This window comes from Clostridium sp. AM34-9AC (assembly GCF_003480225.1).
Lineage (GTDB): Bacteria > Bacillota > Clostridia > Lachnospirales > Lachnospiraceae > Acetatifactor > Acetatifactor acetigignens.
The window spans coordinates 79,272-92,003 of sequence record NZ_QUIU01000012.1 but is presented as its reverse complement, the minus strand read 5'-3'; the positions used below and the strand labels follow the sequence as shown (position 1 = coordinate 92,003).

At 49.1% G+C, this 12,732-nt stretch carries 13 protein-coding genes; 2 read left to right on the top strand and 11 right to left on the bottom strand.

The annotated features are described in order from the left end of the window. Positions 1-282 carry a DUF1294 domain-containing protein gene (locus DW835_RS09080; protein WP_118504098.1) on the top strand — a complete coding sequence of 94 codons (282 nt, stop codon included), beginning with the start codon at positions 1-3 and terminating at the stop codon, positions 280-282. Positions 283-534: 252 nt separating this feature from the next. Further along, positions 535-1,242, top strand: coding sequence for a hypothetical protein (locus DW835_RS09070; protein WP_118669328.1), 708 nt, complete (start codon positions 535-537; stop codon positions 1,240-1,242). A 52-nt stretch (positions 1,243-1,294) separates the two neighbouring features. Here DW835_RS09070 and DW835_RS09065 read toward each other — a convergent pair whose 3' ends face one another. The 11 genes from DW835_RS09065 to DW835_RS09015 form a co-directional block, all read right to left on the bottom strand. Then, the gene (locus DW835_RS09065; protein ID WP_118731002.1) at positions 1,295-2,605 is read right to left on the bottom strand and encodes an ATP-binding protein; all 1,311 of its coding nucleotides are present in this window, start codon (positions 2,603-2,605) and stop codon (positions 1,295-1,297) included. Positions 2,606-2,611: 6 nt separating this feature from the next. Then, the gene (locus DW835_RS09060) at positions 2,612-3,298 is read right to left on the bottom strand and encodes a response regulator transcription factor (RefSeq protein ID WP_118538324.1); all 687 of its coding nucleotides are present in this window, start codon (positions 3,296-3,298) and stop codon (positions 2,612-2,614) included. A gap of 57 nt (positions 3,299-3,355) precedes the next feature. Beyond that, a complete protein-coding gene (locus DW835_RS09055; protein WP_022312752.1) occupies positions 3,356-5,176 on the bottom strand; it encodes a Na/Pi cotransporter family protein in 1,821 nt (606 codons plus the stop codon). A gap of 527 nt (positions 5,177-5,703) precedes the next feature. Next, positions 5,704-6,369, bottom strand: a complete 666-nt coding sequence (gene phoU, locus DW835_RS09050; protein ID WP_118669327.1) for a phosphate signaling complex protein PhoU — start codon at positions 6,367-6,369, stop codon at positions 5,704-5,706. Between the two features lie 30 nt (positions 6,370-6,399). Then, positions 6,400-7,158 carry a phosphate ABC transporter ATP-binding protein PstB gene (gene pstB, locus DW835_RS09045; RefSeq protein ID WP_022312750.1) on the bottom strand — a complete coding sequence of 253 codons (759 nt, stop codon included), beginning with the start codon at positions 7,156-7,158 and terminating at the stop codon, positions 6,400-6,402. 26 nt (positions 7,159-7,184) lie between these two features. Further along, positions 7,185-8,072 carry a phosphate ABC transporter permease PstA gene (pstA, locus tag DW835_RS09040; RefSeq protein ID WP_022312749.1) on the bottom strand — a complete coding sequence of 296 codons (888 nt, stop codon included), beginning with the start codon at positions 8,070-8,072 and terminating at the stop codon, positions 7,185-7,187. After that, positions 8,065-9,003 carry a phosphate ABC transporter permease subunit PstC gene (gene pstC, locus DW835_RS09035; RefSeq protein WP_118669326.1) on the bottom strand — a complete coding sequence of 313 codons (939 nt, stop codon included), beginning with the start codon at positions 9,001-9,003 and terminating at the stop codon, positions 8,065-8,067. Before pstC ends, pstA begins: the two co-directional genes overlap by 8 nt. Before the next feature lie 29 nt (positions 9,004-9,032). Next, complete coding sequence (locus DW835_RS09030; protein WP_118669325.1) at positions 9,033-9,950, bottom strand: phosphate ABC transporter substrate-binding protein; 918 nt, start codon at positions 9,948-9,950, stop codon at positions 9,033-9,035. A gap of 259 nt (positions 9,951-10,209) precedes the next feature. Next, complete coding sequence (locus DW835_RS09025) at positions 10,210-10,782, bottom strand: N-acetylmuramoyl-L-alanine amidase (RefSeq protein ID WP_347559368.1); 573 nt, start codon at positions 10,780-10,782, stop codon at positions 10,210-10,212. 37 nt (positions 10,783-10,819) lie between these two features. Continuing rightward, complete coding sequence (locus DW835_RS09020) at positions 10,820-11,815, bottom strand: RsiV family protein (protein WP_182430283.1); 996 nt, start codon at positions 11,813-11,815, stop codon at positions 10,820-10,822. Positions 11,816-11,931: 116 nt separating this feature from the next. After that, complete coding sequence (locus DW835_RS09015; RefSeq protein ID WP_118669323.1) at positions 11,932-12,411, bottom strand: sigma-70 family RNA polymerase sigma factor; 480 nt, start codon at positions 12,409-12,411, stop codon at positions 11,932-11,934. Positions 12,412-12,732 lie beyond the last annotated feature (321 nt).

Here is a 12,732-nt window from a genome sequence, read left to right as displayed (position 1 = left end):
ATGATAACTGCACAGACTATAATTACTGTGGTGATCCTGTATCTGGTGATCATCAATGTTGTGGGATATGTGATCATGGGTGTCGATAAAAAAAGAGCCATCCGGGGTGCCTGGCGCATCTCGGAGGCTTCTCTTTTTTTCACGGCGCTTTTGGGTGGCAGTCTGGGATGTATTCTGGGAATGCAGCACTTCCGTCATAAGACGAAGCACTGGTATTTCAAGTACGGAATGCCGGCGATCCTGGTGGTACAGGTACTGCTTTTTGCCCTTTTATTCAAATAGGAAATATGCTATACTTCTTTTATAAGATGTCGGGGTCAAAAGCCCCCCGACTTTGATGCCTACGGATTGTTCCGTGCTACGCACTCCCACAATCCTACCCAATATTCGCATATCGTGGGATTATCATCCCACTTTTATGCTCATATCGGGGCGGGTCCTAAGGTCTTTCACCCACCTATGAGCAAGCTCATGTGGGCTTAGACCTTTTGACCCTGGCATCTTTATATGAGATAAAGTCCGGGAGGTATCGATATGCATATAGCAGTGTGTGATGATAATGTAGCCGACAGAAAGCAGCTGGAGCGTCTGTTAAAGCGGGAATCCGACAAAAGAGCAGCGTCTACGGGTATCATTTATACCGATTCTTTCGGTAATTCTACCTCACTGCTGTCCAATCCCATGCAATACGATGCCTTCTATATTGATATGTGTCTGACGGAAGGCATCACCGGTACAGAAGTGGCAAATGCGCTGATTGCCCAGGGGGTCAACGCACCCATCGTCATGTGCTGTTCCAAGATCAATTACAGAGCACAGTCCTATCCGGAAAATGTTATTTTTCTGGACAAGCCCATCAAAGTAGCGGAACTGGCCCAGAGCATTGATCATGCTCTGGAGATCATGTCGAAAGCGGTTCCCCTTATCGAACTTCGTGAGGACGAGGATACCATCTATGTGACCGAACCGGACATCCTCTATGCGGAGGAAGAAGGCAGGAATGTCATCGTCACCCTGAAGGACGGCCGCACCGTAAAAGTAGCCACCACCGCTATCAATTTGTTCTCCCAGATAGAGAACCACCCTACCTTCTTCGCTCCCACCGTCAAGACGATCCTTAACGGCAGATACATGGAGAAGCTGGGCTTCCGCAAAGTCATCATGTGCGATGGCAAAAAATTTGCTCTGCACAGAGACTGTGTTGCTTATGCGAAACAGCTGCTGGCGGAATATCATGCGTAAAAAAGACTCCACTCTCTCGAATGAAGTCTTAGAAAATTTGAACTCGAAGTTCTCAGAAAATCACCCGTATCGTCGTTCCTTTTCCGGGTTCACTTTCCAGTTCCAGTTCAGCGTGGCTCTTGGCGATGATATGTTTTACGATAGCAAGGCCCAGTCCCGTGCCGCCGGTGGATTTGGAGCGGCTCTTGTCCACACGGTAGAAGCGCTCGAAGATCCTCTCCTGATGCTCCTTGGAGATGCCGATGCCGGTGTCTTTTACCACGAGATTGGTATGTCCTTCTCTGGAGTAGGTCTGTACATCCACACTTCCTCCCGGATTGTTATACCGGATCGCGTTATCACACAGATTATATAAAAGTTCTTCCATCATCTGACGATTGGCTGTCACATAGCATTCCGTGCCGTTCAGCGCTATGGTCACATTGTGCTTCTCCGCACTCATTTCCAGCATTTCCACACAACTCTGCGCCATTTCATGAAGATTCAAAAGCTCCGTATCCGCTTCCTCTTCCGTTCCGTCCAGCTCCGACAGCCGGATAATATCGTTGATCAATGTCAGCAGGCGGTTGGCACTGTTGTGAATTCCGTGGGCGAAACGCACCGTATCCTGCTCCGAAGCCATGCCGGTCTCGATCAGCTCCGCATAGCCAGAAATGGATGTCAACGGGGTCTTCAGTTCATGAGACACATTTGCACTGAATTCCTGCCGCATTCTGGCATTTTTCATAATGTCCTCATGCTGTTTGCGGATCATGGTCATGAACGGTGTCAGTTCCTCATAGGTCTGCATCTCTGTACATTCCCCGATATTCTGTGCCAGTTTCTCAATGGGAGCCACCAGCTTCGTGGTCAGCACTCTGGCCGCCACCATGCACAGCACCAGCAGCACCACAAAGATCCCCACCATCATGGGCAGCGCCTGACTGAAAATGCTGTAAATGCTTCTGGCATCCTTGGACAGTCGCAGGATGCTGCCATCTTCCAGACGGATGGCATAATAAAAGGTGGACTGGGACAAGGTCTCGGAATTCCGGACTGCTTCACCTTCGCCGTCCCGCATGGCTTCCCGGATCTCCGGACGGGAAGCGTGATTCCCCATGGCCACAGAATCTGCCTCATTATCATACAATACCTGTCCGTCACTGCCGATCAGCGTCAATCGCAGATCCGATTCCACCGGCACTCCGTTTTCCTTGATCTCTTCTACCGAAGAACAGCTTTTTAACAGGGAACCATAGCTTTTCAGATCCTCCAGCACCTGTCTGCGGAACAGATCATAATACACGACTGTGATCAGTACCATGGTAAGCAAAATCGTTACCGTGGCAATGAGGATCATCATTTTGTTAATCTTTTTCTTCATCTTCTGTTACGCTTTCTCGCCGTTCATAATGTATCCCACATTACGCACGGTCTTGATCAGACTGCCCTCTTCCTTCAGTTTCTGCCGCAGCGTCTTGATATGCATGTCCAACGTCCGGGATTCTCCCTCAAAATCGATTCCCCAGACGCGGTCCAGGATCAGTTCTCTGGTGGTCACAATGCCCGCATTGGTCATCAGAAGCTTTAACAGCTCATATTCTTTGTAGGTCAACTCCACAGGCTCCTTGCCTACCGTGACAGAATGTTTCTCTCGGTCCAGCACAATGTTCCCCAGCTTCAGCACCTTATCTTTTTCCTGACTCTTCTGACTTCTCCTGAGCATTGCCTTTACCCGGGAAATCAGTTCCATGACACCGAAGGGCTTCGTAATATAATCATCTGCCCCCAGATCCAGTCCCTTGACCTTGTCGATCTCCGTGGTCTTCGCCGTGACCATGATCACCGGCACCAGCACCGTGTCCTGTCTGGTACGCAGCTTTTTCACAATGCTCAGACCATCCTCGTCCGGCAGCATGATGTCTAATAAAATCAGATCCGGTGTGGTATCATTCAGCGCCTCATAGAAATCCATGGCGGAATCAAAACCTTTTACATCATAGCCCACATTGGCCAGGGCAAAGGTCTCGATCTCCTGAATATTTTTGTCATCCTCTACTACATAGATCAAAGCCATCTCACAGCACTCCTCTCTGACTGTGCTTTCTCTTCTTAACTATACCTCGGTAAATCCTCACTCCGCAAGCAGTTTTGCATTCTTTTCCGCAAGACGTTCCTGCTTTGTGGGCGGTAACTGGTATTTCTCACGGCATGCCAGCACTTTGCTCTGGAAGTCCTTGTTATCTTCCTGGCGCAGTTCATCCAGGTAAGCGTGGGTATCGAATTCATCCTCATTCACCTGTACCAGACAGACTGCAATATTGGAGCAGTGGTCGCTGACACGCTCAAAGTTCGTAATGACATCGGATAAGATGAAGCCCAGTTCAATGGTACATTTTCCCTTACGGAGTCTGCGTACATGGCGCTGCTTCACATCCAGGCTCAGTCCATCGATGACTTCCTCCAACGGCTCCACCTGTCTTGCCAGATTCAGATCTCCGTTCTTAAAACTGGTCATGGTAAGATCCAGCACATCGTGTACCGCTCTCTCGAATACCTTCAGTTCCTCCTGCGCCTTCTCGGAGAATACCAGCTGCTTGTCATGCATCTCCTGTGCCGCTTCCTTGATGTTGCGGGCATGATCGGAAATTCTCTCAAAATCGCCGATGCAGTGCAGAATCGTATTTAAAGTCTCACTATCCTTATTGGAAAGCTGTTTGGAACTCAATTTCACCAGATAGGTTCCCAGTTCATCCTCGAAGCGGTCCACATCCGTCTCCATCTGTGCCACCTGCTCTGCTTTCGCCTCATCGAAATTATGCAGCAGCTCCATAGCCAGATCCATGGCTTCCCTGGACTTATCCGCCATCACAGAAGCCACCAGTCTGCTCTGCTCTACGGCATAGGCAGGCTTCTCCAGGAAACGTACATCCAGTAAGCTTAAAGTCTTGTCTGTCTCGGACATTTCCTTCACGTCCTCATGGGTCGGCAGCGTCAGGCAGGCCAGCTTCACCAGACCATTGGAGAAGGGAAGCAATACCAGCGTAGCCGCGATATTGAAGCAGCTGTGAACTACTGCGATTCCAAAAGGTGTTGCCACTTCTCCCAGAAAAGCAAATGGATGAATGGCATTGACCGTATAGAACACTCCAAGGAACAGGATCGTTCCGATAATATTAAAATACAGATGAATCAGAGCCGCACGTTTTGCATTGCGGGAAGCACCGATACCGGAGATCATGGCGGTAACACAGGTACCGATATTCTGTCCCATGATAATGGGAACTGCTGCGCCAAAGCTTACCGCTCCAGTCATGCACAGTGCCTGCAAAATACCTACGGATGCGGAAGAAGACTGGATCACCGCTGTGAGAATGAGTCCTGCCAGCACACCGAATACGGGATTTTGGAACTCGATCAGCAGATTGGTAAACTCCGGTACCTCTGCCAGCGGTGAAACTGCTGCGCTCATGGAATCCATGCCAAACATCAGAATTGCAAAGCCCACCAGGATGGTTGCCGCATTTTTTAATTTGTCTTTATGGGAAAACAGTAAAATACCCACACCCACGATTGCCAGAATCGGCGAAAAAGAACTGGGCTTGAGCATACGGATCCAGAAAGCATCGCTCTCAATGCCCGTCAGACTTAAGATCCAGGAGGTCACCGTGGTACCGATGTTGGCACCCATGATGATACCTACTGCCTGTTTCAGACTCATAATACCGGAATTGACAAATCCGACTACCATAACAGTGGTAGCGGAGGAGGACTGGATCACACCGGTGACCACCGCACCCATGAGCACTGCCTTTAACGGGTTGTTGGTCAGTTTCTCCAGAATGCGTTCTAATCGTCCGCCAGATGCCCGGGACAGTCCGTCACCCAACAGATTCATTCCATACAGGAATAATGCAAGTCCTCCTACCATCTTCAGTAAATCAAAAAAGCTCATACTCTAATCCTCTCATTTTACATAACATACTTTACATTTTTGGTTTCTATCTACACTTTATCTTGCTTATGTAAAATTCGTTACCAGTGAATGTAAAATTTATGTAAAGTTGTAACGATGCAGAGCCATGAACCTTGCCGGATGCTCGTCGAATGCTAGCATTCGTAAGAGCATATGACAATAGTTCTTTGGCGAGCAAGCCTCAATGAGCAAAAGGAACGCTCCGCAGGAGCAGTTTTGCGAATTGGGGCTCTGCATCGTTGCTGGGATTATCAGATGCTGGCATCTGTAAGAGCATAGAACAATAGTTCTTTGGCGAGCAAGCCTCAATGAGCAAAAGGAACGCTCCGCAGGAGCAGTTTTGCGAATTGGGGCTCTGCATCGTTACTGGGATTATCAGATGCTAGCATTCGTAAGAGCATATGGCAATAGTTCTTTGGCGAGCAAGCCTCAATGAGCAAAAGGAACGCTCCGCAGGAGCAGTTTTGCGAATTGGGGCTCTGCATCATTACCGAGATTATCGAATCCTAATACAATCTCGCACCTTCCATATCTCCGGTCATGCGGAAGATGGCCCACTCTGCGATATTTACCGCATGGTCGCCCACTTTTTCCAAATACTTTGCCATCATCAGATAATCCACCACACGATCCGCATCCAGGCTCTGCTCTCTGATAGCCTGCATCATTCCCGTTTTGACTTCGTTGAAGAGATCATCTACCACATCATCATGTTCTACTACTTTTCTTGCATTTGCCTCATCACCTTCCACAAATGCCTCCACCGAATTGTGGATCATCTCCTTGGCTTCTTCCATCATCTCCAGCAACAGATGTTCCTGTTTTCCTTCGGGATTCATGTTGCCCATACGCAGGTACAGTTCCACAATATCTGCCACATGGTCTCCGATCCGTTCAATATCCGGTACCACTTTCAGCGCTGCGGATACCAGACGCATATCTCTGGCCACCGGCTGCTGTCTGGTCAGCAGGCTCAGACACATAGCTTCTATACTTCGCTGCATATCCACCATGGTATGATCTGTATTCAACAGCGTCTTCAGAATGTCTTCTTTGTTCTCACGAATTCCATACGCCATACGGTCATAACTGATCTCCGCATGCTCTCCCATCTCAGATACTTTATTTTTCAAAGTCTCAAGATCCTGTTCAAATAATACTCTGGGTGACATCTCCCATTCCTCCTATCTTCTCATCCAAAATCATCCAAACCGTCCGGTGATGTAGTCTTCTGTCCGTTTGTCCTGAGGTCTTGCAAAGATCTCGGAGGTTGCATTTTTCTCTATGACTTCCCCTACCAGGAAAAATGCGGTGTCATCCGACACACGGGCTGCCTGCTGCATATTGTGGGTTACGATGACCACGGTGTATTTTTTCTTCAGTGTCTCCATCAGTTCCTCGATCTTTAGCGTGGAGATCGGGTCCAGTGCGGAGGTGGGTTCATCCATCAAAAGTACCTCCGGAGATACTGCCAGTGCTCTGGCAATACACAGTCTCTGCTGCTGTCCACCGGACAGTCCCAACGCGGATTTGTGCAGGCGATCCTTTACCTCTTCAAAGATAGCGGCACCCTGCAGAGAACGCTCCACGATCTCATCCAGTTCCTTTTTATTCTTGATGCCGTGCAGTCTGGGACCGTAGGCGATGTTGTCATAAATGGACATGGGAAAAGGGTTGGGCTGCTGGAATACCATGCCGACCTTTTTACGAAGCAGTGTGGTATCCACCCGCTTATCGTAAATGTCCTCTCCATCCAGAATTACTTTTCCTTCGACTCTGCAGCCGTCCACCAGGTCATTCATCCGGTTCAGGCAACGTAGAAAAGTAGATTTGCCGCAGCCGCTGGGACCGATAAATGCGGTAATGGCGTGGTCTGCGATCTCCATATTTACATCTTTCAGTGCGTGGTTCTCTCCATAATGGAGATTTAAGTTTTCCACGGATATTTTACTGTTAGCCATATGTTTTCTCCTTCTTGTGATTTCTCTTACTCTCGTCTCAGCTTATTCGCCGCTAGCTTGGTCAGGAGGTTCAGGATCAATACGATAATGATCAGAACACAACCGATACCGAAAGCATTATCATACTGTCCCTTCTGCATCTGTAAATACAATTCGATGGTCAGGGTACCACCAGACTCCATGGCCTTGTGAGCCAGCTTTGCCAGATTGTCTCCGAAAACTCCGGTGAACTTCGGCAGCTTGTAGTCGCTTCCCGCAGTGAACAACAGGGCCGCAGACTCTCCCACGATACGTCCCAGTGCCAGAATGATACCGGTGACGATACCTGGCATGGAAGACGGCAGAAGGATCGTCCGGATCATATGCCATTTCGTGGATCCCATTCCCAACGCACCGGTACGATAACTGTCCGGCACGGTGCGCAATGCTTCCTGCGTATTTCTTGTGATCAGGGGCAGCACCATCAGTGTCAGGGTAAAGGAACCGGTGAGCAGTGAATAGCCGAAGCCCAAAGTCTCTCCGAAAAAGATCATACCGAACAGACCGAAAATAATAGAAGGAATACCGGACAGTGTCTCCGTGGTGAACTCAATGATGGAGACCAGCTTGCCGGGTTTTGCATATTCATTCAGGTAAATGGCACTTCCCACGCCGATGGGGGTCGCGATCAACAGAGTGATCACGATGATGTACAGGGTATTCAACAGGTTGCCCGCAATACCGGTGGTCTGCTTTCTGGCACTGGTCACCGTCGTTAAAAATGCCCAGTTAACGGTGCGGATGCCCTTTACGAAGACATACAGGATAATTCCCAGTAAAAGTGCCACCGCCAGTGTGGCAGAGACATAAATGGCTGCCAGCAAAAGCATGTCTGTGGGGCGTTTTCTTTTTACATATAAGGTGTCCTTATTCATTGTCATCCGCCCCCTTTTTCAGTATTTTATTCAGTACGATATTGATGATCATAATAAATACAAACAGCACCAGTCCGATGGTGAACAGCACCTGTCTGTGCAGTCCGGAAGAATATCCCATCTCGCTGACAATAGCTGTGGTCAGGAATCGCACGGAGTTAAATGGCAACGGCACATTGACGCTGCTACCGGATACCAGTGTGATCGCCATAGCCTCGCCGATGGCACGTCCCACTCCCAGAACGATAGCCGTCACGATACCGGATTTTGCTGCCGGAAGGATGGAGCGGAAAATAGTCTGTACATGGGAGGCTCCCAGGGCCAGAGAGGAGGATTTGATTCCTGCAGGAACCGCCCGGATGGAAGTCTCACTGATATTGATCACAGTGGGCAGGATCATGATCGCCAGTACGATCACGGCTGACAGCAGGTTTGCACCGCCGGTGAACTGGTGTGTCGTGGATCCCTGGAAGATCAGTCTTTCTAATTTATACATGAGAGGATTCAGTAAGTAGATTCCTAACAGTCCGTAGATAACGGAAGGGATGCCGGCTAACAGCTCTACCGCAGGCTTTACAATGGCAGCTAAGGGTCTGGGTGCCACCTCTGCCAGGAATACTGCCGTCAGCACGCCGATGGGCACACCCAGCAGGATAGCCAGCGTCGTACCGACGATGGAAGTCAGGATAACCCACAGAATACCGAATTTCGGATCTGCCGCCGTTGGCATCCATTCCGTGCCGAACAGGATCTCTCCCAGACCTACTTTCATAATAGCGGGGGTACCGCTGATGATCATATATAAGGTGATAGAAACTACCGCCAGTACGGCGAAGAAGGCACAAATGGTAAATACTATTTGTGCCACAGTTTCCACGACCGCTTTATTTTTTCTGTTTCCCATTACGGAAGCGTGTGTTCCACTATTCATCGCTTTTTTCCTTTTTCTGCGTGAGGCTTTTACTTTACAGTGATCAGACCAACTTCGGAAGCAACCTGCTGTCCTTCGTCACCCAGTACAAAGTCGAACCATGCCTGTACCAGATCGTTCTGCTCGGAGATCTCACCCTTAGTAGCCATTACGAAGGGTCTGCTTAAGAAGTAGTTGCCGGCCTTGATGTTTTCTGCGGTAGCTTCTACGCCTTCCAGGGAAAGTGCCTTAACGCTGTCATCCAAAGCATCCAGGGAAGCATATCCGATAGCTCCGGGCGTAGATGCTACTTTTGCGATTACTGCACCGGTGCTATCCAGTTCGTTTGCATATTTGCAGCCGTCTACCAGATCAACCAGCTCTTCGAAAGCGCCTCTGGTACCGGAACCTGCCTCACGACCGATCACGATGATAGGCTCATCTGCACCGCCAACTTCTTTCCAGTTGGTAACTGTGCCATTGTAAATGTTGGTCAACTGCTCTTTGGTCAGATCTGCTACTTCGTTAGCAGGGTCTACACATACTGCAATACCATCGATAGCTACTACGTTCTCTACAACGCCTGCTGCCTTTTCTTCATCCTTTAAGCTTCTGGAAGAGTTACCGATATCTGCGGTTCCATTGGTTACTGCTTCGATGCCCGCGCCGGATCCCACGAACTCAGCGGTTACGGTTACATCGGGATATTCTTCCATGAAAGCTTCGCTCAGTGCATTGGCTAATTTCTCCATAGAAGTACTTCCTACCATGGAAATGCTGCCGGACAGATCTGTGGTGGTCTCAGCGGGTGCAGCTACGCTGCTCTCTGCTACGGTGCTTACTTCTGCGGAAGATGCTGTGTTTGCTGCATCTGCTGCAGTGTCACTGTTGCCGCAGGCTGCCAGACTCATGGCAAATAAAATACATGCTCCTACCAGAGCTAATCCTTTACTGTGTCTTACTCTCATAATAATGTTCCTCCATGTTGTTTGTTTTTTCTTTTTCTTGATTACAAGGACATACTAGCATGAAGGAAATTCACATAATATCGCAGTACGGTAAGATATTTGTAAGGTTTAGGTAAAAAGTTCAGCCATAGGATGCCGCAGACAAGACTTAGGATGCTCGCATTCTAAGTCTCGTTTGTGGTATTCTATGAGCGGAGCTCCACGCAAATGAAATAAAAGGTGAGCCGCCAAAGCGGCGCCGGCTGCGCAGCAGACGCTTTTATGAATGTAGTGTGGGCTGAACACTCTCCAGAATTCCATCAGCAATGGCACGGGCGATCTCATCGAACCGGCTGTCGAAGAGTTCGTTGTCTGCATCCGTATTGATAAATCCAACCTCCACCAGCACCGCCGGCATATTCGTGCTGTTCAACACCACCAGATTCGGCCTCTCGTTTACTCCCAGATTCACGAACCCCGCCTGTTCCAGTCTGGCATTGATATTGTACGCCATCCGGGCCGCCGCCCCGTAGCGGTTGTAGACCAGACTCTCCACGCCACTGTACTGGTTCGGATAAGGACTGGAATTCCGATGGATCGAGACAAAATAGTCTCCTCCCACCTCGTTTCCCTCCTGTGCTTTCTGGTACGGGGACTCGTAGACATCCGTGGTTCTGGTATAATACACATCCACTCCATTTTCCTCCAAAATACTCCCCACCGCCAGTGTCAGCGCCAGAACATCCTCGCTTTCCTTTCTTCCATTATATGTGGCCCCCGGGTTCGCACCACCGTGACCCGCATCCAACACGATCAATGGCATAAAAAACTCCCGCATATCTTTTTGTTTCATGATATGCGGGAGTTTTCCCTTTTAGATATTCTTTTGTCTACTTTAAAAGTCCTGCCGTCACTTTCTGCGGGATCACAAATTCCGGGGCTCCCATATAGCCGGGAGCCACCTCGTATTCGTCAAAGGCAATGACCAGTTCTCCACTTTCATTAAAATAAAAATTCGTCTGCTCCGTAATACTCTGGAAGTTGAATTCCGTCATGTCTTCATCATCCAGAAAATAGATCACATCTTCGTCCGCCACCATCTGCTCCCGCATCTGGGTCTTAATATTCTCACTGATCACGGAGATATAATTGCTTCCTTCTGCAAACAAATCCGCCAGTGCCACCACATTTCCTGTCTGTTTATCGATCGTATAAAACTGATTATGCTCGTAGCCGCTGGCTTCCGTCTCCAGAACGCTCAATTTTACAGTGTAATACTGTGCATTATCCGTAACAACCTCCTGAGACACATGCAATCCATGATACCCTTCCTCTGATAAGGTATCCTCGAACTGGCGGATCAGCTCGTCTACCGTGGTCTCCATATCCTGATTGATCTCCTGCACACCGTCCTCCGACAGTTTTGCCGTGGCGGCCTCCTTCCCGGTGCCTTCCGTACTTCCGGCATCCATTCCTTCCGGAGCCGCTGCTCCCACTGCCATTTCTCCTACTGGAGAACCTTCTCCCGCGGGAATACCTTCCCCCGTATCCTCTCCATAGGTGATCTGTGCCAGTTCAATCTCCGCATCATGGTTTTCATCACTGTAATTGTACTGCCGCACCGTCACCAGTCGGAAGAAACCTCCCAACACGGGAATATTTTCCATGGCATAGGCAATCTGTCCATTGGTATTGGGCAGAGTGATCAGCACAACCGCTGCCGCCGCTACTGCAGTCCACGTGGAACGTCTTCTGGCCCGCTCTGCTCTTTTTTTCTCCATCCGGGCTCTGTCGATGCCTGCCTGCAGCCGTTCCCGTCCCGCCTCGGGTATTGTCATATTCTCATACTCCTCTTTTAACTGTCTCAATTGTTCCTGTTCTGTCATATCTATTCTCCATCTGTCCGGTCTCCTGGAACCGGCCATGCTATCTCTTCCTATATCTTATCTATATCCTATATCCATCTGCATCCTGCGAATGTCTATGGCAACAGCCTTAGGGATCACCCCGTGCTGCCTTCAAGATTCAGCCGCAGCTTTTTCATCACCCGGTACAGTCTGCTCTTTACTGTGCTCAGATTTTCATCCAGGATCTTCGCGATTTCCTCCAGCTGCCTGTCCTCAAAAAATCGTAAAACAACGATGGCACGATCCTTGGGATCCAGATTTTCTATGGCCCGTTTTAAATCAATATTCTCATAGGTATCTTCACTTGCCGCCTGGATCTCGTCCACATCTGTGCTCTCCTTCCGGCTCCGCAGGAAGCTGCAGGCCTCGTTGACTACGATCCGGTATACCCAGGTCTCCACATATTGTGGTTCCTTCAGGCTGTCACTTTTCAGGATTGCTTTATAGGCTGCTTCCTGTACAATATCCAGCGCGTCCGCTTCATTATGTACATAACTATAGGCAAGACGGTAATACTTCTCATATCCCTCCGTCAGGGCACGCTCCACCGCCTGTTCTTTTTTTCTGTCCGACATATATCCTTTCCTCTCTTTATGAAAATTGCATGCAATGATTTTATCCAGTGTTCATTGTAACACATCTTGCCTTTTATGTCTTAGTCAAAAAAAAACGACTTTGCGGCCTACTGATTGCTCCGTGCTACGCACTCCCGCTTCTCCGCTCCGATCCGTGCTAGACATGTGCCACTGGCACATGTCTAGCACCCTGGCATCATACTATTTTGACGCTGTATCTTTGCAAAAAGTTTCACCTGCGGATCGGGTAATTCTTCCCGGCTGCTTCGGATACACAAAAAATCCCGGGTTGCTCACCCGGGATCCTTTGAAAAGAGATGT

Bases quoted from the DNA above. Each gene is read 5' to 3' on its own strand.
- DW835_RS09020 (WP_182430283.1), bottom strand. From the start codon at position 11,815: ATGACAGAACAGGAACAATTGAGACAGTTAAAAGAGGAGTATGAGAAT.
- pstA (WP_022312749.1), bottom strand. From the start codon at position 8,072: ATGAATAAGGACACCTTATATGTAAAAAGAAAACGCCCCACAGACATG.
- pstB (WP_022312750.1), bottom strand. From the start codon at position 7,158: ATGGCTAACAGTAAAATATCCGTGGAAAACTTAAATCTCCATTATGGA.
- DW835_RS09030 (WP_118669325.1), bottom strand. From the start codon at position 9,950: ATGAGAGTAAGACACAGTAAAGGATTAGCTCTGGTAGGAGCATGTATT.
- DW835_RS09060 (WP_118538324.1), bottom strand. From the start codon at position 3,298: ATGGCTTTGATCTATGTAGTAGAGGATGACAAAAATATTCAGGAGATC.
- DW835_RS09065 (WP_118731002.1), bottom strand. From the start codon at position 2,605: ATGAAGAAAAAGATTAACAAAATGATGATCCTCATTGCCACGGTAACG.
- phoU (WP_118669327.1), bottom strand. From the start codon at position 6,369: ATGTCACCCAGAGTATTATTTGAACAGGATCTTGAGACTTTGAAAAAT.
- DW835_RS09015 (WP_118669323.1), bottom strand. From the start codon at position 12,411: ATGTCGGACAGAAAAAAAGAACAGGCGGTGGAGCGTGCCCTGACGGAG.
- DW835_RS09070 (WP_118669328.1), top strand. From the start codon at position 535: ATGCATATAGCAGTGTGTGATGATAATGTAGCCGACAGAAAGCAGCTG.
- DW835_RS09080 (WP_118504098.1), top strand. From the start codon at position 1: ATGATAACTGCACAGACTATAATTACTGTGGTGATCCTGTATCTGGTG.
- pstC (WP_118669326.1), bottom strand. From the start codon at position 9,003: ATGAATAGTGGAACACACGCTTCCGTAATGGGAAACAGAAAAAATAAA.
- DW835_RS09055 (WP_022312752.1), bottom strand. From the start codon at position 5,176: ATGAGCTTTTTTGATTTACTGAAGATGGTAGGAGGACTTGCATTATTC.
- DW835_RS09025 (WP_347559368.1), bottom strand. From the start codon at position 10,782: ATGAAACAAAAAGATATGCGGGAGTTTTTTATGCCATTGATCGTGTTG.